Raw genomic sequence first — 23717 nt, 5'->3', positions numbered from 1 at the left:
CACGGGGGTGCGCAGCAATCCAGCATAAATCAACCAATTGAAAAACAATCGGTATCAACAAACTTGGCACACTATTGAGTTCTCAAACAACAGACACTACCGGCACCACCCACACCCCCACAGGGTCCAGGATCGCTCCGGAGCAACTTTTCAAACTTACCGGCTAGCTCCCTCCGAGTCAAATCGGCAAGCGTGACTTGATTTTTCCTTGCGGTTTCTTGTCAGCTTGCGATCTCTACTCGAGGAGCAGCGCGGGTACTAACTATACCCCTACTCCGCCGAGATGGCAAAGTCGGCAATCCAGGGCCGCCCCTGCTGCCCATAAAACCCCGGAAACAAAGGGAAGAGGGCCCGGAAGCCAAGGCTCCGAGCCCTCCAACCCAACGGCGGTTTACTTAGCCAACGCGAACCACGACGCTCCGAGCGGCGGAAGTGTGACGGTCAACGCGGCAGGCTGACCATCGGTCCCCGGCGTCGAAGCCCTCAAGGTTCCGGTATTGACCACACCCGAACCGCCGTACGTTTCGGCATCGGTGTTCAAGACTTCCGTCCAGTCCCCCGCGGCCGGTACGCCCAGGATGTAGTCCTTGTGCGGACCGCCCGAGAAGTTCACGGCGCACACCAGCGGATTGCCGTCATGGTCCCAACGGATGAAGGTCAGGACGTTGTGGTCGGCGTCCCCACCGTTGATCCACTGGAAGCCACCGGCCTCGTTGTCCCGGACATGAAGGGCCGGCGTGGACGAGTACAGCTCGTTGAGATCCTTGACCAGCAATTGAAGTCCGCGGTGGGCCGGGATGTCGGCAAGGAACCAGTCGAGTCCGTACTGTTCCGACCATTCGGCTTCCTGGCCGAACTCGCTGCCCATGAAGATGAGCTGCTTACCGGGGTGCGCCCATTGGTAAGCGAAGAAAGCGCGGAGGTTGGCCAGCTGTTGCCAGCGGTCACCGGGCATTTTGCGAAGCATGGAGCCCTTGCCATGAACTACCTCGTCGTGGCTGATGGGCAGAAGGAAGTTCTCGGTAAACGCGTAGACCATGGAGAACGTGACGGTTCCGTGGTGCCACTTGCGGTTGATGGGGTCTTCGGAAATGTACTTGAGCGAGTCATGCATCCAGCCCATGTTCCACTTGAGCCCAAAGCCCAACCCGCCGTGGTTGGTGGGTGCTGTGACACCGGGGAAGGCCGTGGATTCCTCAGCGATGATGATGGCGCCGGGGTGGGATTTGTAGACAGTGGCGTTGACCTCCTGCATGAAGGAAATCGCCTCAAGGTTTTCGCGGCCGCCAAACTTGTTCGGGCGCCACTGGCCTTCCTCGCGGGAATAGTCCAGGTAGATCATGGAGGCCACAGCGTCCACACGGAGGCCATCGATGTGGAATTCGTCCAGCCAGTAAAGTGCATTGGCCACCAGGAAGTTCCGGACCTCGCTGCGTCCGAAGTCGAAGATCAAAGTTCCCCAGTCGGGGTGTTCGCCGAGTGCCGGATCGGAGTGCTCGTAGAGCGGCTCACCGTCGAAGCGGGCCAGCGCCCAGGCGTCCTTGGGGAAGTGCGCGGGAACCCAGTCCAGCAGGACGCCGATTCCTGCCTGGTGCAGGGAATCCACCAGGAACCGGAACTCGTCCGGGTGGCCGAAACGCGAGGTCGGCGCGAAGTATGACGTGACCTGGTAACCCCACGAACCACCAAACGGGTGCTCAGCGACCGGCATGAACTCAACGTGGGTAAAGCCAAGCCATTTCACGTATTCAACGAGTTCCTTGGCCAGCTCCTTGTAGCCCAGGCCCAGCCGCCAGGAGCCCAAGTGCACTTCGTAGACGCTCATGGGTGAATTGTGCGGATCCTTGAGGGCCCGGGCAGCCATCCATTCCGCGTCCTTGAAGCGGTAGCTGGGATCGACTACCCGCGAGGCCGTCAGAGGCGGAACCTCGGTACCGAAAGCCATGGGGTCGGCCTTTTCCACCCACTCACCATGCTTGGAGAGGATCTCGTATTTGTAGCACGCCCCTGCTACAACCCCCGGAATGAAAATCTCCCACACTCCGGACGAACCCAATGAGCGCAATCCGTGGGCACGGCCGTCCCAGCCGTTGAAGTCTCCCTTGACCCGGACAGCCTGGGCATTCGGAGCCCAGACGGCGAAGGAGACACCGTCCACCTCGCTCAACGCGGAGCGGTAGTGCTGGACGTGGGCTCCCAGGACATCCCAGAGCCGCTCATGCCGGCCTTCGCCGATCAGGTGCAGGTCCACCTCACCCACGGTAGGCAGGTAGTGGTAAGGGTCATCGATGGTGACGGGTTCGGCGTCGTACACCACTTCCAAACGGTAGTCCGGCACGTGGCCGGCCTGCAGCGGCTCCAGGACAACCGTCCACACACCGTCGGCCTCGTGGATCATGGGGGTGCTGCCCGCCTCCGTCACCACCGCCACGGACGTGGCAAGATGCTTCACCGTGCGGATGGTGACGTGGCCGTGATCGTCCAGATGGGCGCCAAGCACCGAGTGCGGCGCATGGTAGGCACCGGCTGCCACGCGGGCCAAGGTCTCGGAGTCCACATGCAGTGGTTCTCGGGGCCGTTCGGTGCGTGCAGAGCCAGTCATGTCATTACCTTCCGCTGTAGCTGCCGCATGCTTGCCGCGGCTTGTGTTGTCGAGGATTTTGCGCGCTGCGTTGACCGGTATGGACAACCAGTCCGGCCGGTTCCTCAGCTCGTAAACCACCTCATATAAGGCCTTGTCCAGCCACAATGCCACAAAGAGCGGCGAGCGGCGGTCAATGGTCCCGGGGGTGACGTCGCTGTACCCCTCCAAGAATGCGGCCGCGCAGTCATCCACCCAGGTTTCGGGCACGATTGCGGCGGCGTTTTCGCGTGTGGCGGCCCCGGCGGCGTAGTCAAAGGAGCGCAGCATCCCCGTAACGTCGCGGAGCGGAAGATCGGGAGTGTTGCGCTCATCAATGGTCCGCAGTGGCTCACCCTCGAAGTCGAGGATGGCCCATCGGCCCGGCTGGCCCCCGATGTCCGGGACCCAGAGGATCTGGCCCAGGTGAAGATCGCCGTGGACACGCTGCAGCTGCCCGACGTCCTGCGGATCGAGGGTGGCCAACAGCTCCTGGAGGTTGTCGTCATAAGGCCCGACGGCGGTAGCGGCCTCAGCCCAGGACTGGCGGACCCGCCGGGCTACAGTCGCGATGATGTCGGGACCTTGTTCCTGTCCGTCCAGGGTTCCAAAGGTCTCCACGAGCCTGGCGTGGACCGTGGCCGTGGCGGCACCGAGCCCGTGGGCCTCTTCGGTGAAGTCCCTGCCTGACGCAGCCGCGTCCACGGCCAGGCGCCAAGCATCCAGGCCACCTGCCAGGAACTCATGGGCCACCGTCAGCTCACCAGCGGCAGGCGCATCCGGCGCTTGCCCATCCCACGAACCGGTAATCCAACCGAGCGTCGCGGGAACCTCGCTGGTCCCGGCCGCGGTCAGGGCCGCCCCGAGTTCCACCTCCGGGTTCTTGCCGTCCGCGAGCACCCTGAAGATCTTCACGATCGCCGGGGAACTGCCGTCGTCGACGATGACCGAAGTGTTGGACTGTTCGCTGGAGAGGACCTTGACCGTGTCGGTGGTTTCCGGAAGCTTGACGCGGCCACGGGTCAGGTGCCCTTGGGCCAGGCCCTGTGCCACGGTGTCTTCGCGTCTCATGAGTTCCAGCCAGGCGGCGATAAACCGGGGGTCATAAACGGCGTCGTACACCAGCCGTTGGCCGCGAACGGGATCAGAGAACTCCCCCAGCAGCGCCCCGGGCGCGTCCGGCAGGGGCTGGCTCCGGTAGCTCAACGGAACCTGCACCACGTCAGTCCGCGGACCGCCGTCGGCCGTCCGGTACGTCACCGCCAACAGGACGATCTCCAGCCGCGCGCTGTCCTCAGCATCCGGGAGGACGAAGCCGCCCACACGTTCCAGCGAAAAATCGGGGCTCTTGACCGGGAACCAGCGCTTGCCTGGAAGCCAGGCCCTGAGAAGTCCTTCTATGGAGGGGTTCAAGTTTTCCTTGCTCATCTCATCCTTTGGACGTCACCACGGGAATCGCCTGGGTAAAAGGCGACGATGGATTGGAAAAAGCCGAGCGGAGCCGCAGCCAGTAGAAGCTGTGGCTGCCCAGCATCACAGTCAGATGACCGTTGTCGCCGACGGCCGGAAACGGCTGGCCGCCGAAAATGTCGCGCAGGCCGCGGCCCGCGAACTCAGGAAGGTCCAATGTTGCGGCCACGGGGTGCTGGGAGAGGTTGAAGACGCACAGGATGGTTTCCGCGTCTTCACCTTCCACGTTGCCTGCCGGCAGCTCACGCACGTACGCGAGGACCACTTCATGGTCCGATTCGATGTGGCGGAAACTGCCCAGTCCGAACACCGGATGGTTCTTTCGGACGCTCAGGATCTGCCGGGTCCACCGCAGGAGCGATCCCGAGTGGGCAGACTCGGCCTCAACGTTGGCCATGCCGTAGTTGTAGACCAGGGACTGGATGACCGGTAGGTAGAGCTTGCCGGGATCCGCCGCGGAGAAACCCGCATTGCGGTCGGGGCTCCACTGCATCGGAGTACGTACGGCGTCGCGGTCATCTAGCCAGATGTTGTCCCCCATGCCGATCTCGTCCCCGTAGTACAGGAACGGGCTGCCCGGCAATGAAAGCAGCAACGCGTTGATGAGCTCGATCTCCGAGCGGGAGTTGTCCAGCAACGGAGCCAGCCTGCGCCGGATGCCGATGTTGGCCCGCATGCGAGGATCGGGCGCATACCAGCCGAGCATGGCGGCACGTTCTTCGGCCGGCACCATCTCGAGGGTCAGTTCATCGTGGTTCCGCAAGAACGTCCCCCACTGCGCACCTTTGGGGATCTCCGGGGTGTCCCGCAGGGCCTCGATGATGGGGGCGGCCTTCTGGTCCCTCAGGGCGTAATACAGCCGCGGCATGATCGGGAAGTGGAAGGCCATGTGGCATTCCGGGGCTTCTTCAGTGCCGAAGTACTCCACTACTTCATGCGGAGGCTGGTTGGCTTCGGCAATGATCACGCGGCCGGGATAGTTCGCATCCACCATCCGGCGAAGGTCCTGAAGGAACGCGTGCGTTGCCGGCAGGTTTTCGCAATTGGTGCCGTCTTCTTCAAAGAGGTAGGGAATGGCGTCCGCCCGGAAGCCGTCGATCCCCTGGTCCAGCCAGAACCGGATGACATCGTAGAGGGCCTCGATGACCTTGGGGTTCTCGAAATTCAGGTCCGGTTGGTGGCTGAAGAAGCGGTGCCAGAAGAACTGGCGGCGAATCGGGTCAAACGTCCAGTTGGATTCCTCGGTGTCCACGAAGATGATGCGGGCGTCCTGGTATTTCTCGTCCGTATCGCTCCACACGTAGAAATCACCGTAGGGACCTGTGGGGTCCTTACGGGATTCCTGGAACCACGGGTGCTGGTCCGAGGTGTGGTTCAACGGGAGGTCGATAATCACCCGGACACCCCTCGCGTGGGCCTCCGCCACCAGCCGCTTGAAGTCGCTGATAGTGCCGAACTCATCCAACACGGACGTGTAGTCCGCGATGTCGTAGCCGCCATCGCGCAACGGCGAATGGAAGAACGGCGGCAACCAGAGGCAATCGACGCCCAACCACTGCAGGTAGTCCAGTTTGTCGATCAATCCATGGAAGTCGCCGGAACCATCCCCGTTGGCATCCGCAAAGGCCCGCACCAGTACCTCATAGAAGACTGCCTTGCGGTACCAGTGCGGATCGTGCTGGAGACCGGGGGCGTTCAACTCGAAGGTGTTCTTCGGGGTGAAGTACTGGCTGGGATTTTGCGGAGAAAAACTCACTAAGGCTGCCTCCGGATGCTCAGGATGTGCGCGGGCTCAACGTGGGCATCCAGCCGGACGTAGTTGTGCTCGCCCCACTCCCAGCTTTGGCCGCTGATCAAATCATCAACCCGGAACCGTCCATCCTGGTTGAAGTCCGCCGGGTCCAATTGCAGAGCCGCCAGGTCCAGCGAAACGGTGCTTTCGCGGGTGCTGTGCGGATCAACGTTGACCACGATGACCAAGGTGTCCTTGGTGCCGTCCGGCAACGTCTTGTGCTTGGAGTAGACGATCGTGGCGTCATCGGTGCTGCGGTGCAGCGTCAGGTTCTGCAGGTCGCCCAAGGCCACGTGGTTCTTGCGGATGGTGTTGAGCCTGGTGATGTACGGCGCCAGGGTGTGCCCGGATTCGGCCGCCCCTTCCCAGTCCCGGGCCTTGTACTCGTACTTCTCATTGTCGATGTACTCCTCTGCACCCGGACGGGCCACGTGCTCGAACAACTCATACCCGGCGTAGACGCCCCACAGCGGGCTGGCCGTCGCGGCCAGTGCGGCGCGGATGCGGAACGCCGCCGGGCCGCCGTACTGGAGGTACTCGGTGAGGATGTCAGGAGTGTTGACGAAGAAGTTCGGCCGGAAGTACGCCGGGCTGTCGTGGCTGACTTCGTGGAAGTACTCCTCCAGCTCGGTCTTGGTGTTCCGCCAGGTGAAGTACGTGTAGGACTGCTGGAAGCCTGCACGGCCCAGGGCGTGCATCATGGGCGGCCGGGTGAAGGCTTCGGCCAGGAAAACAACCTCGGGGTTCTTCTTGTTGATTTTTCCGATCAGCCATTCCCAGAACCACACGGGTTTGGTGTGGGGATTGTCCACGCGGAAGATCTTGACGCCGTGGCTGATCCACAACTGAACGATCCGCAGGATTTCCTTGGAAAGGCCGGTCGGATCATTGTCGAAGTTCAGGGGGTAAATGTCCTGGTATTTCTTCGGCGGGTTTTCCGCATAGGCAATGGAACCGTCCACGCGTGTGGTGAACCATTCGGGGTTGCTGGCAACCCAGGGGTGGTCCGGAGCTGCCTGCAGGGCAAGGTCCAAAGCCACTTCGAGTCCCAGCTCGGCGGCCCGCGCCACAAAAGCGTCAAAGTCCTCGAACGTGCCCAGTTCCGGGTGGATGGCGTCGTGGCCACCGTCCTTGGAACCGATGGCCCACGGCGAACCCGGGTCCTGCGGTCCCGGCGTCAACGTGTTGTTGCGGCCCTTGCGGTGCTGGAAACCGATCGGGTGGATGGGCGGCAGGTAGATGACGTCGAAGCCCATCTCCGCAACGGCGTCGAGCCTGTTGGCTGCTGTGCGGAAATTGCCGGACGTCCACACGCCCGTGGCGTGGTCCACCACAGCGCCCTCGGAGCGCGGGAAGAACTCGTACCAGGAACCGCGGCCGGCGAGGTCGCGCTCCACCTGCAGCGGGAAACGTTCGGAGACGGTCACCAGTTCGCGGATGGGAACACGTCCGACGGCGGCCAGCACCTCGGGGCTGAAGCCGGCGCCGAGACGCTCCTCGGCAGTTTTGCTGGTATCGGCCAGCACGACGGAAGCGGCACGCAAGGTGCGCTTGTCCGCACCGGTCCGGCCGGCGTCGTCGGCTGCTCCGCCAAGGAGGGCAGCGCCTTCGGCGAGCATCAGTTCCACGTCAATGCCGGCCCCCACCTTCACCTCGGCATTGTGGTGCCAGGTGCCGTAACGGTCGTGCCAGGCCTCGATAACGAAAGACCAAGCGCCGGTACCGCTAGGCGTGATCAGGCCTTCCCAGCGGTCAAGGCCTTTCCACTGCTCTCCTTGGGCCGGCGCGAGGCGAACGCGCTGGCGTTCCCTGCCCCTCGGGTCGAGCAGTACGGCGGAGACGCCCAGCTGGTCATGGCCTTCCCGGAACACCGTGGCGGCGACGGCGAGATCCTCGCCGGGCAACGCCTTCGCCGGGAAGCGGCCACCCTCAACCACCGGCTGGACGGCCGTGATAGGGAACCGGCCGAAACGAAGTCCGTCGGTGATGTCCGTTTTCGTTTTGGATTTCAGAGCGGTGATGGTTCGCGAGGTATTCGTCACAAGCACGACGTTAGCGACAAAAATCACAGAATGCTAAGCACACGACCTTTCTCCTCGACGCAAGATGTCTTTTACCTAAAAGAAACCCAAAGCGGTTCCGACTGCCATGTCAGTCCGTTAGTGTGGCGCTCGTGAAGGCTATTCGAAGGTTTACAGTCCGTACCGTCCTCCCCGAGCCCATCCGGCCTTTGGCCCGTCTGGCGACCAATTTGCGCTGGTCCTGGCACCGGCCCACCCGGGAACTTTTCGCGAGCCTGAACCCGGCTCTGTGGGAGGCATCGCAGCACGATCCCATAGCCCTTCTGGGCTCGATCAGCCGCGAGCAACTCCAGGACCTGGCCAACGACGGGGACGTCGTGGAGCGGGTGCAGCACGCCGCGGCCGATCTTGACCGGTACCTCAGCGAACCGCGCTGGTACCAGGGCCTCGGCGACGACGCACCGGCCACCATCGCGTACTTCTCCCCCGAATTCGGTATCACCGAGGTCCTCCCGCAGTACTCCGGCGGGCTGGGCATCCTCGCCGGTGACCACCTCAAAGCCGCCTCGGACCTGGGCGTGCCCCTGATCGGCGTCGGACTCCTCTACCAGGCCGGCTACTTCAAGCAATCCCTGTCCCGGGACGCCTGGCAGCAGGAAACCTACCCCGTCCTGGACCCCGACGGGCTCCCCCTGACCCTGCTGCGCCACCCGGCCAACGACGGTGTACCCGGCAAACCCGTGCAGATCTCCTTGCCGCTGCCCAACGGCCGCGAACTGCACGCGCACGTCTGGCGTGCCGACGTCGGACGCGTCCCGCTGCTGCTGCTGGACTCCAACGTCCCCTCCAACGACGAAGCCGCGCGCGGCATCACCGACCGCCTCTACGGCGGCGGCGGCGACCACCGCCTTCAGCAGGAACTGCTCCTGGGCATGGGCGGCGTCAAAGCCCTGCGCGTCTACCAGGAACTCACCGGCACCCCCGCCCCCGAGGTCTTCCACACCAACGAAGGCCACGCCGGATTCCTGGGCATCGAACGCATCCAGGAAGCCATGTCCCACCCCGAGCACCCCCTCAGCTGGGACGAAGCCCTCGCCGCCGGTCGCGCGTCCACCGTTTTCACCACCCACACCCCCGTCCCGGCCGGCATCGACCGTTTCGAGACCGTGCAGATCAAACACTTCTTCGACGCCGGCCTCGCCCCCGCCGTGCCGACGGACCGGATCCTGGAACTCGGCCGCGAAAACTACGACGGCGGCAACCCCTCCGTGTTCAACATGGCCGTGATGGGCCTGCGCCTGGCCCAACGCGCCAACGGCGTGGCCAAACTCCACGGCGTGGTCTCCCGCGAAATGTTCGCCGGGCTCTGGCCAGGATTCGACCACTCCGAAATCCCCATCACCTCCGTCACCAACGGCGTCCACGTCCCCACCTGGGTAGACCCCCGGATCTCTTCCCTGGCCCGGAACCAATTCGGCGCGGAAGCCGAAGCGCTCGGACGCTGGGACCTGGCCTACAACGTCAGCGACGACGACGTCTGGGCACTGCGCCGGGAACTGCGCGCCCAACTCATCGAGGACGTCCGCCGCCGGCTCCGCGCCTCCTGGAAGAAACGCGGCGCCGCCGACGCCGAACTCGCCTGGACCGACTCCGTGCTTGACCCGGACGTGCTCACGATCGGCTTCGCCCGGCGCGTGCCCACCTACAAACGCCTCACCCTCATGCTGCGCGACCCCGCACGGTTGAAGGCGCTGCTCCTGGATCCCAAGCACCCCATCCAGCTGGTCATCGCCGGCAAATCACACCCCGCCGACGACGCCGGCAAGAAAATGATCCAGGACCTGGTCCGCTTCACCGACGACCCCGAAGTCCGGCACCGGATCGTGTTCCTGCCCAACTACGACATCGCCATGGCACGGACCCTGTTCCCCGGCTGCGACGTCTGGCTCAACAACCCTCTGCGCCCCCTCGAAGCCTGCGGCACCTCCGGCATGAAAGCGGCCATCAACGGCTCCCTGAACCTGTCCGTCCTGGACGGCTGGTGGGACGAAATGTTCGACGGCGAAAACGGCTGGGCCATCCCCACCGCGAACAACAACGCCACACCCGAGGAACGCGACGACATCGAAGCATCAGCACTCTACGAACTCCTCGAAACCCAGGTAGCACCCCGCTTCTACGGCACCACCGTCGCCCAAGGAGCCGGAGCAGCAGGACCCTCCGAATCAAGCCGCGAAACCGTGCCCACCCACTGGGTATCCATGATCAAACACACCCTCGCGCACCTCGGCCCGGCCGTTTCGGCAGAACGCATGCTCCACGACTACGTCAACAACCTCTACCGCCCCGCCGCCATCTCCGGACGCCGCGCCACAGCCGAATCCTTCAAAGAAGCCAAAGAACTCGCCGCCTGGACCACCAAAGTCCGCAACGCCTGGCCCCAGGTTGTGGTCGAACACGTCGACTCCGTCGGCGTCTCCGAAGAACCCCAAGTAGGCGACACCCTCCAAGTCAACGCCTACATCGCCCTCAACAACCTCACCCCCGACGACGTCTCCGTGGAAGTCGCCTTCGGCCGCGCCGAAGAAACAGACGAACTCGAAGACATCGTGGTAGCCGAACTCGACTCCCTCGAAGACCTCGGCAACGGACGCCACCTCTTCAACGGCTCCCTCGTCATCAACCGCTCCGGCTCCTTCGGCTACACCGTCCGCGTGTTCCCCAAACACAGCGCACTAGCCTCAAAAGCCGAACTCGGATTGATCGCAAACGCCTAACCCATAGGACGTTGCTGGCCCGCTTTTCCGTTGTTGCTCAACGACGGAAAAGCGGGCCAGCGACGTTTAATTCTCTAATTCTCGAAGACTGCGATGACCGCGAGGTCGCGGCCGGCGTAGCGCTCGGCGTCTTGCAGGATTTCGCACACGACGCCGAACGAACGGTCCGTGCGGTAGGCCGCGGGGACTTGCCAGATCATGGTGACCGGGCTGCCTTCGTCCTCCGAGAGCGCATCCGCGTAGTCGTGCAATGAGTCGTTCAAGGCGTCCAGGTTCACGCCGTAGTACTCGGGGAAATCGAGCACCTGGCCGAAGACCTCCAGGACTGCCTGCTTGGTGGTTGCGGGCGGGACCATTACGGTCCTGCGGCCGGCGTCGGCTACTTGTTCCTTCAGTTCCTCAAGTGTCCAGGTGTCTGCGGAATAGATCTTCATGGGCTCCTACTTGCCTTCGACGATGAACTTGAACGACTCGTAATGGTCCGCGGTGTAGTACTTGGCGGTGTCCTTGCCGACGATGATCCGGCGGGCACCCCGGTCCGATTCTCCCGGAGTCGGCACCGTGTACTCCTTGTAGAAGCCACTGGTTTTCTTGGGCAGCAGCCCCTCAAAGTTGCCGAAGTTCACGCCGTCCCGATCATAGGGATACGGCCCGCCTTTCGCGATCAAGGCAAGCGTCTGCCGGGCTTCCTTGGGCAGTTGCGAGGCGTTGATGGTGGGCAGCACCGAGGGGTTCGCAACGGCCGGTGCCGTCGACGCGGTGCCAGGTTCCGGCGTCGTGGTTGTGGTGCTTGAAGGGGCCGTCAGCGAGACCCCGCTGACCATGGCGGCCACCAGCACGACGACGGCAATCACCAAACCGGCGAAGGCCAGCAGCTTGTTGCGGCTGCGGTTCATGCGGCGAACTCCTAGGTGCGGTAAATGTTGATGGTGTTGGCTTGCAGGATATCCCGCTCCCCGGACGCCACCAACGCACCCTTCCGGCGATCGTGCAGCACCGAAGTGGTGAAGCGAAGTTCAAACATTCGCTTGCCGACGCCCCTTTCGCTCAAAATCTCCGGCAGCACCATCTTCACGTCCTGGTTGCTGCCGTTGACCACTATCAGGCCCCTGATCTCGCTGTCCTCATGGCCCATCAGCAACTGGACAGACCGCACATTGGGATCGTTCCAGCGCGCAGGTGTCATTCGCTGGCCCTTGTCATCGAACCACTGCAGGGTGGAATCGTCCGCCTTGCCCGGGAAACTCTCCGGCTGCTGTCCGAGGAACCATCGCCGGAGCCTTACCAGCTCGCGGGTGGTCCTGAACATGGCGTTGGCTTCCGAGGTCCGGCTCCAATCCAGCCACGCGGTGGGGTTGTCCTGGCAGTACGCGTTGTTGTTGCCCTGCTGGGTACGCCCAAGTTCGTCGCCGGCCGTGATCATGGGGACGCCGATGGACAGCAGCAATGTGGCCATGAGGTTCCGGATGGACAGCGAGCGGGCAGCCACGATCGCCTCGTCCTCGCTGCGGCCCTCGAAGCCATGGTTGTAGCTTCGGTTATCCCCGTGGCCGTCGCGGTTCTGCTCGCCGTTGGCCTCGTTGTGTTTGCGGTCGTAGCTCACAAGGTCCTTGAGCGTGAAGCCGTCGTGCGCCGTGATGAAGTTGACCGATGCCAGTCGGGTGCGTCCGGACGATGCGAACAGGTTGGCCGAACCCGCCATAAGCTCAGCCAACGACGCCACCGATCCGCCTTGGCCACCGGCCTCAATGGCTGCCCGGTCGGATAGCCAAAAGCGCCGGACGCCGTCGCGGAAGTGATCATTCCAGTCCGACCAGCCCTGCGGGAAGCGGCCTGTTTGCCACCCTCCATAGCCCACATCCCACGGCTCAGCGATGAGCTTCACCGCTGACAGGACCGGGTCCTCGGCGATGGCCTGCAGGAAGGGGTGCCGGGGGTCGAATTGATTGCCGGCATCCCGGCTCAAGGTCACGGCAAGATCGAAGCGGAAGCCGTCCACGTGGAAGTCGTTGACCCAGTAGCGCAGTGAATCCAGCGCCAGGTCAACTACCACGGGGTCGCTGAAGTCCAAGGTGTTGCCGCATCCAGTGGTGTCCAGGTAGCGGCCGTGGGCATCATGACGGTAATAGCGCTTCTCCGCCAGGCCACGAAAACTCAACGCAGGCGTGTCCGGGCCTGCCTCTGCGGTGTGGTTGTAGACCACGTCCAAGATGACCTCGATGCCGGCGGCGTGCAGCAGCTTGATCATGCCCTTGAGCTCGTCCTGCACAGCGTGCGGTCCCGCGTTGCGGGCAGCTTCCGTAGCGTAATCCGAGTGCGGGGCGAAGAAGGCAGCCGTGTTGTATCCCCAGTAGTTGGTCATGCCAAGGTCCTGGAGGTGTGCCTCATCGAGGTGGAAATGGATGGGCAGCAGCTGGACAGCGGTAATGCCGAGCTCGGTGAGGTGCTGGATCATCACCGGGTGCGCCATGCCCGCATAGGTTCCGCGGAGGTGTTCGGGGATGTCCGGGTGCAGCATTGTCTGACCGCGGACATGGGCCTCATAGATCACCGAGGTCCGCAAAGGCGTGCGTGGGGGCCGGTCGTCGCCCCAGTCGAAGCCCGTGTCCACATGGACACTCGTAAGGAACTCGCCCCGCTGGTCCACCGCGCGGCCGTAAGGATCCAGCAGCAGGGACTGTTCGCCGTCGTCCTCAACATCCAAAGCCGGGACGGGCAGCTGGAGGCGGTCTTCCTGCGGTGCTGCACGGAAACCGTAGCGGGTGCCCGGCGGCATCCCACTGACCAGGCCGAAATGAACGCCGTCCTCGGTGTTAGGAAGCGTGTAGGTCCGCCACGAATCGCCGGGCGCCTGATAGGCGACTTCGACCCGTTCCAGGTCCGGTGCGAACACGGCAACGTTCACTTGGTTGTTCTCCGCGCCGCCGGCATCAAAAAGCCCGGGCTGGGGCGTGCTCAGTCCGAGGGGCCGGGGCCGCGACGCGTCGACGGCAGCTGCTGTGTCCAAAATAGGCATAACCATTGCTTGCAAGTTTAGTTCCACGCCCAGTATGTGCCGTGCCGGCCGCTCATGTGACGACGCACAGGCCAGTATTTTCATTTGTTGCACACAGGGGGCGAAATTTCATGGCCCGCTCACGTGCTGCAATGCTGCCGCTGGGGCTCCAGGTCCGGCTTTTGCTGCTCCGAATGTGTCGCGGCCGCTGTGCGCTGGGCGCGGGCTTGCCATACTGGGACGGACACAACTGGAGGTTCAATCGTGCGCGTGGCACTCGCCCAAGTCATCACAGGCCGGGATCTGGCCGACAATTTGCGGCTTCTCGAGGAGTACGCCCGCCGGGCCAAGGACGGCGGCGCGGAGCTGGTGGTTTTTCCCGAAGCGATGATGCGCGCGTTCGGAAACTCCCTGCTGGACATCGCCGAGCCCCTTGACGGCCCATGGGCCACGCGGGTGCGTGAACTTGCCAAGGAATTGCAGCTGATCATCGTGGCAGGAATGTTCACACCCGGGGCGGCTTCGGAATCCGGCTCGCTCCGGGTCCGGAACACGCTCCTGGCCACCGGGCCGGGCGTGGAGACGAGCTATGACAAGATCCACCTTTTTGATGCGTTCGGCTTCGCGGAGTCGGACACCGTGGAAGCCGGTACAGACCCCGTAACGTTCGACGCCGGTGGCCTCACCTTTGGCCTGGCCACCTGCTACGACATCCGCTTCCCGGCACTGTTCACGGCCAACGCGCAACGGGGAGCTGTGGTCAACATCGTCTCGGCTTCCTGGGGATCCGGTCCGGGCAAGGCCGATCAGTGGCAGCTCCTGGCTCGCGCCCGCGCCGTGGACACCACCACGTTCGTGCTCGCCTGCGGCCAAGGGGATCCGGCCACCCAAGGTGTCGAAGCCAAAGGCGCTGCGCCTACGGGTGTGGGGCACTCCGCCGTCGTATCCCCGTTCGGGCAGGTCCTTGAGGCCTTGGAGGGTGAGCCGGGCCTGATCTTCGCCGAGCTCGATCCCGCAGTCGTGGATGACGCACGCCAAAAACTCCCCGTCCTGGCCAACCGCCGCGACTTCTAGCCGCCTTCTGCCGACGCTCTCTCACATCCCGACGTGTCCACCCGAGCGCTCTTTCACATCCCGACACGTCCACCCGAACGCTCTTTCACATCCCGACTCTTCAAGCGCCGCCGCCCGCTAAGGCCAAGCGCCGACGTCGTGCGCTTCTGGAAATGACAAACGCTCCCCCACCAACTGAAGGTGAGAGAGCGTCCGCCAAAAACCGTCGGAAAGTGATAGAGCGTTGGAAAGGGCGGCGGCCGCGACAGCGACCCCCGCCCTTCGCACGACTTACTTGGCTGCGCGCTGCCTCGACACTTCGTACAGCGAGATGCCGACGGCCATGGATGCATTGAGCGACTCCATGGCGGAATCGATCGGAATCGAGACGATCTGGTCGCAGTTTTCGCGGACCAGACGGCTGAGGCCCTTGCCTTCGGAGCCGACCACGATGCAGACAGGTTCCGTGGCCACGGTGAGGTCGGGCAGTGAAACATCGCCGTCGCCGTCCAGGCCGAGCACGTAGATGCCCATGTTCTTGAACTGCTTCAGCGCGTTGTTGAGGTTCGACGCGCGGGCCACCGGAACGCGGACTGCGGCACCGGCGCTGGTCTTCCAAGCGGACGCAGTAACGCCGACGCTGCGGCGTTCGGGAACGATCACGCCGTGACCGCTGAATGCGGACACGGAGCGGATGATCGCACCAAGGTTGCGGGGGTCGGTGATGCCGTCCAACGCGACGAAAATCGGGGCGTTGGAAACGTGACCCTTCTTCCACTTGTCCAGCGTTGCTTCGGCGAGGTCGTAGGCGTCCTCGTACTCGTACGGCGGGATCTGGAGGACGAGGCCCTGGTGGACGGCGTCCTCGGTCATGCGGTCCAGCTCAGGCTTGCCGGTTTCGAGCAACGGGATGCCGCGCTCAGCTGCGAGCTTGAGGGATTCCTTGACGCGGTCGTCCATTTCGATGCGGATGGCCACGTGCAGGGCCTTGGCAGGGATGCCTGCGCGAAGGGCTTCGACCACGGAGTTGCGGCCGGTGACCAGTTCTTCGGTTGCACGGCCCTTGGGGCCCGAACGCGCGCCGGCGCCGCCGGGGCGGGTTCCCGGTCCGCGCTTGGCAGCTGAACGCTCCGCCAACTGCTTGTTCTTGTACGCCTTGTGGTAGGTGCGCTCCTCCGCCTTGGGCGTGGGACCCTTACCTTCCAGGGCTTTGCGGCCGTGGCCACCGGTTCCGGTGGTGGGGCCCTTCTTCTGCTTGACCGACCGGCGACCATTGTTGGCCATGAGATTCCATCCTTGATTTTGTGAGTAAGTCTGGAATCAAGTCTACTGACCCGATGCAATTCGGCCGCAGCGCCGGTTTGTCAGTCGCGTTTGAGGCTCCAGGTGGCGCCTTCCGCACCATCTTCGACGACGACGCCCGCGGCCGCCAGGGTGTCCCGGATGGCGTCGGAAGCTGCCCAGTCCTTGTTGGCCCTGGCCTTAGCCCGGGCTTCGAGCTGCGCTTCCACGAGTACCTCCAGTGCCGCATGCTCACGGCCTTGGACTGCCTCGGGACGTTTCACCGAATCCAGGCCCAGGACCTCGGTCATGGACACCACGCTGTACAGGGCAGCCTTGGCGGCTTCGAGATCGTTCGCGGCCAGTGCAGTGTTTCCCGCCCGTACGGTCTCGTGCAGCACGCCCAAGGCCTGCGGGACGTTGAGGTCGTCGTCCATCGCGGCAATGAAGGCTGCGGGCATGTTCGCTTGCGGGGCGACATCGGCAACTGACCGGCCGTTGACCTTTGCAGTGGCCTTGGAAATGAAGCCGTCAATGCGCTCCACGGCAGCCGCGGCTTCCTGGAGGGATGTGGGCCTGTAGTCCAGCACGGAACGGTAGTGCGCTTGGCCGAGGTAGTAGCGGACCACGCGGGGTGAAGCGAGGTCCAGCATTTCAGCAGGACTGACCGTGTTGCCGATGGACTTGGACATTTTCTCGCCCTGGTACGTGACCATGCCGTTGTGCATCCAGAAATTGGCGAACTCGTCCCCCGCTGCCTGGGATTGCGCCATCTCGTTCTCATGGTGCGGGAAACGGAGGTCCAGTCCCCCACCGTGGATATCGAACCGCGGACCCAGGTACTTGGTGACCATGGCGGAGCATTCGAGGTGCCAACCCGGCCGGCCGGCACCCCAAGGTGATGCCCAGCTGGCCGATTCTGGTTCGCCTTCTTTGAAACCCTTCCAGAGCGCAAAGTCGCGCGGATCGCGCTTGCCCCGCGGGTCGGCGTCGGTGGCTCCCTGCATGTCGTCGATATTCTGGCGCGTCAGCGAGCCGTATTTGCTCCAGGAACGGACATCGAAGTAGACGTCGCCGGACTCGTCCGGGGCCGGGTAGGCGTGGCCGCGGTCGATCAGTCGCTGGATAAGCTCATGCATTTCCGGGATGTGGCCGGTGGCGCGGGGCTCATAAGTTGGCCGGCGAACGCCCAGGGACTCGTAGGCATTCTCGAATTCCTGCTCGTAGCGGTACGCCAAGGCCCACCACTCTTCGGCTTGGAGCGCCGTCGGCTCAGCATCCCAGTCCGGCCCGAAGGACTGCGCGGACTTGGCCAGGATCTTGTCGTCAATGTCCGTGACGTTGCGGACCACGGTGACGCGGAGCCCGCGGAATTCGAGCCAGCGCGTCAGTTGGTCAAAGGCGATGGCCGACCTGACGTGCCCTACGTGCGGCATTCCTTGGACAGTGGCCCCGCAGTAGTACACGCTGGCCTTGCCTTCTTCGAGGGGAACGAAGTCGCGGACTTCGGCGGAGGCGGTGTCATAGAAGCGCAGGGTCACCGCTCCAGATTAGCCGATGAGGCGCCGTGACCTGCCTACTTGCAGTACTCGCCGATTTTGTTGAAGTGAACGGACAACTGTTGTTGCTGCTCCTGGGTGGCCGCTCCCAGCGAGGAACCGGCAGCCTTGTCCATGATCGCGGCCATCTCTTTGATGGGATCACCGATTTCCGGAGCCAGCTTGCCAGCGATCTCGTGGTAGTGCTCGGCGATCTGTTTGGACTGCTGCTGCTGGTTGCCATCGGGTTTGAAGGTGTCGTTGTTCAGGAATTCGCAACTGGCCTTTACATCCATTTTCGGCGTCCCCGCGCAACCGCCCAGCAGCAGTGCGGCGGCCAGGCCCGCGGACAGCATCACAGCGGAACGCACGACGCCGGTCCGCGGCTCAGTCATTGAACGCACCGCCGCTTGTGACAGGGTCAGCCGCGATAGGGACGGCGTACACCAGGGCGGTGGCCACAGCAGAGATTCCCTCGCCGCGGCCGGTGAAGCCCAGTCCGTCGCTGGTGGTGGCCGTGACGCTCACGGGTGCTCCTGCGGCCTCGCTCAAGACGCGTTGCGATTCCTCGCGGCGCGGCCCGAACTTGGGCCGGTTGGCGACGAACTGTACGGCGACATTGCCGATCTCAAAGCCGGCGGCGCGGACAATGCGGGCTGCCTCGCTAAGGAGCGTAACCCCGGAGGCTCCGGCATATTGGGGCCGGTCCGTGCCGAAGTGGGTGCCGAGGTCACCGATCCCGCACGCCGAGAAGAGTGCGTCGGCAGCGGCGTGCGCCACACAGTCGCCGTCGGAATGGCCCGACAGGCCCTGCTCGCCTTCCCAGAAAAGCCCTCCCAACCAGAGCGGTTGGGGGTCGCTTTCAGGCGCGAACGCGTGCACGTCTATGCCTATCCCGGTCCGCGGCAGGACCATGGCAGGAGTATCAGGAGCCATCAGCCCTCCACCCACCGGATCCCCAGCGGACCTTCCAGGAGGCCTTCGGCGATGATGAGGTCCAAGGGCGTGGTGATCTTGAGCGACTGGCTGGCGCCACGGACTGCATGGACCGGGACGCCGAGAAGCTCCACCAGCATGGCGTCGTCCGTCACGGCGGCTGATTGCTTGTCGTCAAACAGTTCAGCGGCTTCGTGTGCCCGGCGAAGGGTGCCCAGTTCAAAGCCCTGCGGTGTCTGGACCGCGCGGAGTTGTTCGCGGGGAGCCGTGCCCGTGACGACTTCCGGGGAGATGGAGGCATCCGGGCCGTTCGTGTCGGCAACGGTCTTAATGGTGTCTACTACCGGCATGGCCGGGATGACTGCCTTCGCGCCGGAGGCCAAGGACGCGGCCACGCGCTGGAAGATGCGCTCAGGGGTCAGGGCACGGGCGGCGTCATGGACCAGGACGTACTCCGTTCCGTCTTCCAAGGCAGCCAAGGCGGCGCGGACCGAATTCGCCCGGGAGGAACCGCCGTCGACCACTGTTATTTCGGGACCGCCGTCCACCAGTTCGATGGTGAACTCGGCAATGAGTTCACGGAGATCGGTGTCTCCCTTGGGTACGGCGATGCAGATTTGGCGCGCAACGTCCGACGCAACCACGCCACGGAGGGCGTGCAGGAGGATGGCTTCGCCACCCAGCGGAACCATGGCTTTGGGCATGCCGTAGCCGAGCCGTTCGCCGGAGCCGGCAGCAACCACGATGACGGCCGTAACGGCGCGCTTGGTAGGAGTACTCATGGTCACCAGAGTACTGTGACCCATCAGCAGCGTTTGGGACCCATCAGCAGCGTTTGGGACCCATCAGCAGCGTTTGCGACCCATCAGCAGCGTTTTTTGGCAAAAAGAAACCCGGCGGCGCTTTCGCACCACCGGGGCTCAATTCTTAGGAAGCCAAGACCTCGTCGAGAACGCTTGCCGCCTTCTCTTCGTCTGTCTTCTCAGCCAGGGCCAGTTCTGAAATCAGAATCTGCCGCGCCTTGGCCAGCATTCGCTTCTCACCTGCGGAAAGGCCGCGATCGTGATCACGACGCCAAAGATCGCGAACGACCTCCGCCACCTTGATGACATCGCCTGAAGCAAGCTTTTCCAGGTTTGCCTTGTAACGACGTGACCAGTTGGTAGGCTCTTCAGTGAACTCGGCGCGGAGAACGTCAAATACGTGCTCCAAGCCTTCTTTGCCCACTACGTCCCGGACCCCAACAAGGTCAACGTTCTCTGCTGGAACTTCAATGGTCAGATCACCCTGAGCCACCTTGAGCTTGAGATACATCTTCTCTTCGCCCTTGATGGTGCGCATCTTGATTTCCTCAATTTTTGCTGCACCGTGGTGAGGGTAAACTACTGTCTCGCCGACCTCAAAAACCATGTGGACTTTCCCCTTTCCCGCAGATTAGTCTATCACGATTAAGGCATACGACTGCCATCGGGCGGGCCCTCCAGCCGCGCCAATAAAGGGAAAGGGGCCTTAAACGACCTTCTCCAACCCCTTGACGCGAGCAGGGAAAGATGCTTCAAGCAAGCAACCCGCCCCGCAGATCTTCTCCGTTGGCTGCGCCACAAAGCCCTCCCGAATCCTTATTTCGACCCGTTTGCCGATAGGCTATGGCTGAAAAGTGTTCCAATGACTCTTGAGGAGTAGGTGTCGTGCGCAATACTGCGATGAACCCTGTCCAGCGCGGCAAGCTGGCAATTGCGGCGGCTGCAATCGGCGTCGGCCTTCTGTCCGTTACCGGCTGTGGCTTCGTCAACGCCCAGCAGACAACGCACCAGTACTCGGCATCCGACGGGATCAAAGCTGATCTCGGCCAGCTGCAGCTGCGCAACATGCTGATCGTTGCTTCGGGCGAAAAAGAGCCCGGCCGCGTCATCGGCGCTGTGTTCAACAAATCCAGCTCCGACGCCACCCTGACCATCAGCGGTGCAGATGGCGCCCAGACCGAAATCCCGGTCAAGGCCAACTCGGAGACGTACCTCAACGACGCCGCCGATCCCGCCATCCTCAGCACCGCGGGCACGGCCCCGGGCGGACTCGCACCGGTAACCATCCGCAGCGGTTCCGACTCTGCGCAGATCAGCATCCCCGTTGTGGACGGCACCCTCCCCGAGTACAGGAAGTACCTCCCGTCCTCGGCGAGCAGCACGGCAACGCCGTCGCCGTCCACCACTGCAACGCCCACGGAGTCTGCAGCCGCAGGCCACTAACGGCCGGGCAGTACAAGACATACAACAAAGGAAGGGTCCCGCAACTGCGGGACCCTTCCTTTGTTGTAAGTCACCTTTGTCGTAAGTTACCGCAGTGCTTACGGCTCGAATTTGTAGCCCAGTCCACGCACCGTCACGAGGTAGCGGGGCGCGGAGGGATCCGGCTCGATCTTGCTTCGCAGCCGCTTTACATGGACATCCAGGGTCTTGGTGTCGCCCACGTAGTCCGAGCCCCACACGCGGTCAATGAGTTGCCCGCGAGTCAGCACACGGCCGGAATTGCGGAGCAGCATCTCAAGGAGTTCAAACTCCTTCAGTGGCAACGACACCTGTTCGCCGTTCACGCTGACAACATGGCGCTCAATGTCCATGCGGACCGGGCCCGCCTGCACGGTTGACGTGATCAGCTCCTCAGGCTCGCCCTGCCGGCGCAGGACCGCACGAACGCGGGCCACCAGCTCCCTGGAGGAGTACGGCTTGGTGACGTAATCGTCGGCGCCCAGTTCCAGGCCCACCACCTTGTCGATTTCCGAGTCCTTGGCAGTGAGCATGATCACCGGCACGCTGGAGCGCTGGCGGAGCTGGCGGCACACTTCGGTACCAGGCGTTCCCGGCAGCTGGAGATCCAGCAGGACAAGGTCTGCACCGTTGCGGTCGAACTCCACCAAGGCGTCGCTGCCGTTATCCACTACCTCGACGTCGAATCCCTCTTTGCCCAAAAGATAGGACAGGGGGTCGCTGAAGGACTCTTCGTCCTCCACTATCAAAATCCGGCTCAAGCGCTGGCTCCTTGCTCGTGGGCGCCGCTGGCGCCCCTGGTTTGAATCAAGTGATGGGGTTCGCCGGCAGCTGCGGCCGCCGGAAGTGCGTTGGACGGAACCGCCGTGGCCGCGGGACCCGGCAGGCCGGCGTCGTCGTCCTGGCCTTCCATCTCCGGCAGGCGGATGGTGAACGTGGACCCTTGACCGGGCTGGGACCAAACGGTGACCTCGCCACCATGGTTGGACACCACGTGCTTGACGATGCTGAGGCCCAGCCCCGTGCCGCCGGTATGCCGGGAGCGCGCGGCGTCCACCCTGTAGAAGCGCTCGAAGACGCGCTCCTGGTCCTCGGGGGTGAGTCCATCGCCCTGGTCCGTGACGGAGATGGCCACGACGCCTTCCCGCGTCCGGAGACCTACGCCCACGCGGGTGTTTTCCGGCGAGTAGCGGATGGCGTTGTCGATCAGGTTTCGCAGCGCTGTCACCAGAAGATCGCGGTCACCAAAGACCTCGGACTCGGAGTGGCCACCCACCACGATCTGGATGTTCTTGCTTTCCGCGGGCAACTGGGACCGGTCAACAGCCTCGGTGATGACCGAGTTGATGTCCACGGCCAGGCCCTGCTGCGCAACGTTCGCACCCTGGAGGCGGGAAAGTTCAATGATGTCCTGCACCAACGCGGCAAGCCGCGCGGATTCCTTGTGCATGCGCTTGGCGAACCGGCGGACGGCTTCTTCGTCGTCCGGCGATGACTCCAAGGCCTCGGCCAGGAGCGAGATGGCGCCCACTGGGGTCTTGAGTTCGTGGGACACGTTGGCCACAAAGTCGTTGCGGATCTCTTCGGTGCGCGTGATCTCAGTGCGGTCATCGGCCAGCAACACGATGTATTCCCACCCAAGCATTGCCGCACGCACCTGAACCACGATTGTGCCCTTGCCCAGGGGGCCACGCGGAAGCTCGTACTGTTCCTCCAGGATCACGCCGTCCCTGCGGACCTTGGCTGTCATGTCCAGGAGCTGCTTGTGCACCACTGTGTGGCCCCGGACCAGGCCATACGCGTAGGCGGCGGGACTGGCGCGCACCACGCCGTCAATCGCGTCCACCACCACAAAGGCGCGCCCGACGACCGCAAGGACTTCCGCGGCGCCTTCCGGCAGCAGGGGTTCGGTGACGTCCAGGTCCACGATGCTGCGCTGGCGTTCACTGATCCTGAAAGCGAGCATGCCGAAGACGCCCAGCGACAGGCCAACCAGGCCTGCGACGACACCTATGAGCAATGGATCCACGTGTCCAGCTTATGCTGTGGAATCAGGGCAAAGCATTGATCGGGCGCCAAACGCGGACGGTTCAACTAACGTTCACCTAATGGTGCCGAACCGTTCACTGGTTCCTGACACAGTTGCTTGTTGGACTGCCAATGGTTTTGAAATCCGACCCCCGTCAGGGGAACAGGATTTCCAAGGAAAGGACGCCTTAGTGCGCAAGGTTTTTCAGGAGGAACTCACCCAGGTAGGTGACGACCTCATCGAGATCTCCAAGCTGGTTCACGAAGCAATCACGAAGGCCACTACTTCCTTCGAAGGCGCCGACGTGGATCTGGCCCAGGACGTCATCGCGGCAGATGCCCGCATCGACTTCCTGCAGAACAGCCTCGACGAGCGCGCCATCGACATCCTGGCGCTGCAGGGCCCGGTCGCGAGCGACCTCCGCATGATCGTGGGATCTCTGCGCATGAGCGCGTCCCTCGAACGCATGGGTGACCTGGCACGCCACGTGGCGCAGCTGGCACGCCTCCGCTACCCCTCCACCGTCATACCGTCGCCCCTGACCGCTACGTTCAAGGCCATGGCGCAGCACGATATCGAGATCACCGCCAAGGTCATTGAACTGCTGGAAACCCGGAACCTCGAGGTAGCCCGCGACATCCTCAAGATCAACATCGCCGTGGACGACCTCCACCTCAGCGTCTTCAAGGCCATCGCCTCCCCCGACTGGAGCGAGAGCCCCTCCACCACCGTGGACGTCGCTTTGGCCAGCCGCTACTTCGAGCGCTTCGCCGACCACGGCGTCTCCGTAGCCCGCAAGGTCACCTACCTGGTGACCGGCGAATGGCAGCCCGAAGGCTTCTAGCCCCAAGGCATTAACGACGACGGCGGGGGGGGGCCCAAGGTGGTCGGCCGCCCGGGGGGGGGTTATTTTTTTGGGGGGTTGGGGTACCCCCGGGGGC

The 23717-nt window shown here is 63.5% G+C and carries 18 protein-coding genes; 4 read left to right on the top strand and 14 right to left on the bottom strand.

What is annotated here, in order from left to right:
• Nucleotides 1–391 precede the first annotated feature (391 nt).
• Genes ACFRJ9_RS02015 through ACFRJ9_RS02005 form a run of 3 tightly spaced genes read right to left on the bottom strand, consistent with a single transcriptional unit; the run spans nucleotide 392 to nucleotide 7930 of the window.
• On the bottom strand, nucleotides 392–4048 hold the full coding sequence (locus tag ACFRJ9_RS02015) for a 1,4-alpha-glucan branching enzyme (protein WP_377663841.1): 3657 nt from the start codon (nucleotides 4046–4048) through the stop codon (nucleotides 392–394).
• A gap of 1 nt (nucleotide 4049) precedes the next feature.
• Nucleotides 4050–5846 (bottom strand): maltose alpha-D-glucosyltransferase, encoded by a 1797-nt coding sequence (gene treS / locus ACFRJ9_RS02010; RefSeq protein WP_377663838.1) that lies wholly within the window; start codon nucleotides 5844–5846, stop codon nucleotides 4050–4052.
• Nucleotides 5846–7930: an alpha-1,4-glucan--maltose-1-phosphate maltosyltransferase gene (locus tag ACFRJ9_RS02005; RefSeq protein ID WP_377663875.1), complete on the bottom strand. Its 2085-nt coding sequence runs from the start codon at nucleotides 7928–7930 to the stop codon at nucleotides 5846–5848. Before ACFRJ9_RS02005 ends, treS begins: the two co-directional genes overlap by 1 nt.
• 125 nt (nucleotides 7931–8055) lie before the next feature.
• On the opposite strand from ACFRJ9_RS02005, the gene glgP reads away from it, so the two are divergent.
• The gene (gene glgP / locus ACFRJ9_RS02000; RefSeq protein WP_377663836.1) at nucleotides 8056–10680 is read left to right on the top strand and encodes an alpha-glucan family phosphorylase; all 2625 of its coding nucleotides are present in this window, start codon (nucleotides 8056–8058) and stop codon (nucleotides 10678–10680) included.
• Between the two features lie 74 nt (nucleotides 10681–10754).
• On the opposite strand, the gene ACFRJ9_RS01995 is transcribed toward glgP, so the two are convergent.
• The 3 genes from ACFRJ9_RS01995 to glgX are packed head-to-tail and all read right to left on the bottom strand — an operon-like array spanning nucleotide 10755 to nucleotide 13702.
• On the bottom strand, nucleotides 10755–11114 hold the full coding sequence (locus ACFRJ9_RS01995; RefSeq protein WP_377663834.1) for a barstar family protein: 360 nt from the start codon (nucleotides 11112–11114) through the stop codon (nucleotides 10755–10757).
• A 6-nt stretch (nucleotides 11115–11120) separates the two neighbouring features.
• Nucleotides 11121–11576 (bottom strand): ribonuclease domain-containing protein, encoded by a 456-nt coding sequence (locus ACFRJ9_RS01990; protein WP_377663832.1) that lies wholly within the window; start codon nucleotides 11574–11576, stop codon nucleotides 11121–11123.
• A gap of 11 nt (nucleotides 11577–11587) precedes the next feature.
• Complete coding sequence (gene glgX / locus ACFRJ9_RS01985) at nucleotides 11588–13702, bottom strand: glycogen debranching protein GlgX (protein ID WP_377663830.1); 2115 nt, start codon at nucleotides 13700–13702, stop codon at nucleotides 11588–11590.
• 237 nt (nucleotides 13703–13939) lie between these two features.
• Here glgX and ACFRJ9_RS01980 point away from each other — a divergent pair, with 237 nt between their 5' ends.
• On the top strand, nucleotides 13940–14749 hold the full coding sequence (locus tag ACFRJ9_RS01980; RefSeq protein WP_377663828.1) for a carbon-nitrogen hydrolase family protein: 810 nt from the start codon (nucleotides 13940–13942) through the stop codon (nucleotides 14747–14749).
• Nucleotides 14750–15019: 270 nt separating this feature from the next.
• Here ACFRJ9_RS01980 and rlmB read toward each other — a convergent pair whose 3' ends face one another.
• From rlmB to ACFRJ9_RS01950, 6 genes are all read right to left on the bottom strand, one after another.
• Nucleotides 15020–16012, bottom strand: coding sequence for a 23S rRNA (guanosine(2251)-2'-O)-methyltransferase RlmB (rlmB, locus tag ACFRJ9_RS01975; protein WP_377663826.1), 993 nt, complete (start codon nucleotides 16010–16012; stop codon nucleotides 15020–15022).
• 80 nt (nucleotides 16013–16092) lie between these two features.
• Nucleotides 16093–17550, bottom strand: coding sequence for a cysteine--tRNA ligase (gene cysS / locus ACFRJ9_RS01970; protein WP_377663824.1), 1458 nt, complete (start codon nucleotides 17548–17550; stop codon nucleotides 16093–16095).
• A gap of 35 nt (nucleotides 17551–17585) precedes the next feature.
• Nucleotides 17586–17942 carry a hypothetical protein gene (locus tag ACFRJ9_RS01965; RefSeq protein WP_377663822.1) on the bottom strand — a complete coding sequence of 119 codons (357 nt, stop codon included), beginning with the start codon at nucleotides 17940–17942 and terminating at the stop codon, nucleotides 17586–17588.
• On the bottom strand, nucleotides 17935–18462 hold the full coding sequence (ispF, locus tag ACFRJ9_RS01960; protein ID WP_377663873.1) for a 2-C-methyl-D-erythritol 2,4-cyclodiphosphate synthase: 528 nt from the start codon (nucleotides 18460–18462) through the stop codon (nucleotides 17935–17937). Before ispF ends, ACFRJ9_RS01965 begins: the two co-directional genes overlap by 8 nt.
• A 20-nt stretch (nucleotides 18463–18482) precedes the next feature.
• The gene (ispD, locus tag ACFRJ9_RS01955; protein WP_377663820.1) at nucleotides 18483–19265 is read right to left on the bottom strand and encodes a 2-C-methyl-D-erythritol 4-phosphate cytidylyltransferase; all 783 of its coding nucleotides are present in this window, start codon (nucleotides 19263–19265) and stop codon (nucleotides 18483–18485) included.
• Between the two features lie 145 nt (nucleotides 19266–19410).
• On the bottom strand, nucleotides 19411–19893 hold the full coding sequence (locus tag ACFRJ9_RS01950; protein ID WP_011690592.1) for a CarD family transcriptional regulator: 483 nt from the start codon (nucleotides 19891–19893) through the stop codon (nucleotides 19411–19413).
• 293 nt (nucleotides 19894–20186) lie between these two features.
• Between ACFRJ9_RS01950 and ACFRJ9_RS01945 the strand changes: the two genes are divergently transcribed.
• Nucleotides 20187–20729 carry a hypothetical protein gene (locus ACFRJ9_RS01945; protein WP_377663871.1) on the top strand — a complete coding sequence of 181 codons (543 nt, stop codon included), beginning with the start codon at nucleotides 20187–20189 and terminating at the stop codon, nucleotides 20727–20729.
• A 98-nt stretch (nucleotides 20730–20827) separates the two neighbouring features.
• Here ACFRJ9_RS01945 and ACFRJ9_RS01940 read toward each other — a convergent pair whose 3' ends face one another.
• Nucleotides 20828–21508, bottom strand: a complete 681-nt coding sequence (locus ACFRJ9_RS01940) for a response regulator transcription factor (RefSeq protein WP_020608526.1) — start codon at nucleotides 21506–21508, stop codon at nucleotides 20828–20830.
• Nucleotides 21505–22767: a sensor histidine kinase gene (locus ACFRJ9_RS01935; protein WP_377663869.1), complete on the bottom strand. Its 1263-nt coding sequence runs from the start codon at nucleotides 22765–22767 to the stop codon at nucleotides 21505–21507. Before ACFRJ9_RS01935 ends, ACFRJ9_RS01940 begins: the two co-directional genes overlap by 4 nt.
• Nucleotides 22768–22966: 199 nt before the next feature.
• Between ACFRJ9_RS01935 and phoU the strand changes: the two genes are divergently transcribed.
• Complete coding sequence (phoU, locus tag ACFRJ9_RS01930; RefSeq protein WP_377663818.1) at nucleotides 22967–23620, top strand: phosphate signaling complex protein PhoU; 654 nt, start codon at nucleotides 22967–22969, stop codon at nucleotides 23618–23620.
• The last annotated feature ends 97 nt before the right edge of the window (nucleotides 23621–23717 follow it).

Source organism: Paenarthrobacter sp. NPDC056912 (genome assembly GCF_042786555.1).
Taxonomy (GTDB): domain Bacteria; phylum Actinomycetota; class Actinomycetes; order Actinomycetales; family Micrococcaceae; genus Arthrobacter.
This window is presented reverse-complemented; position numbering and strand designations above follow the sequence as displayed.

What these genes read in the sequence shown, in the direction of transcription:
- ACFRJ9_RS02015 (WP_377663841.1), bottom strand. Translation starts at nt 4,048, where the DNA reads ATGAGCAAGGAAAACTTGAACCCCTCCATAGAAGGACTTCTCAGGGCC.
- ACFRJ9_RS01995 (WP_377663834.1), bottom strand. Translation starts at nt 11,114, where the DNA reads ATGAAGATCTATTCCGCAGACACCTGGACACTTGAGGAACTGAAGGAA.
- ACFRJ9_RS01990 (WP_377663832.1), bottom strand. Translation starts at nt 11,576, where the DNA reads ATGAACCGCAGCCGCAACAAGCTGCTGGCCTTCGCCGGTTTGGTGATT.
- glgX (WP_377663830.1), bottom strand. Translation starts at nt 13,702, where the DNA reads ATGGTTATGCCTATTTTGGACACAGCAGCTGCCGTCGACGCGTCGCGG.
- rlmB (WP_377663826.1), bottom strand. Translation starts at nt 16,012, where the DNA reads ATGGCCAACAATGGTCGCCGGTCGGTCAAGCAGAAGAAGGGCCCCACC.
- ACFRJ9_RS01965 (WP_377663822.1), bottom strand. Translation starts at nt 17,942, where the DNA reads ATGACTGAGCCGCGGACCGGCGTCGTGCGTTCCGCTGTGATGCTGTCC.
- ispF (WP_377663873.1), bottom strand. Translation starts at nt 18,462, where the DNA reads ATGGTCCTGCCGCGGACCGGGATAGGCATAGACGTGCACGCGTTCGCG.
- ispD (WP_377663820.1), bottom strand. Translation starts at nt 19,265, where the DNA reads ATGAGTACTCCTACCAAGCGCGCCGTTACGGCCGTCATCGTGGTTGCT.
- ACFRJ9_RS01950 (WP_011690592.1), bottom strand. Translation starts at nt 19,893, where the DNA reads ATGGTTTTTGAGGTCGGCGAGACAGTAGTTTACCCTCACCACGGTGCA.
- ACFRJ9_RS01945 (WP_377663871.1), top strand. Translation starts at nt 20,187, where the DNA reads ATGAACCCTGTCCAGCGCGGCAAGCTGGCAATTGCGGCGGCTGCAATC.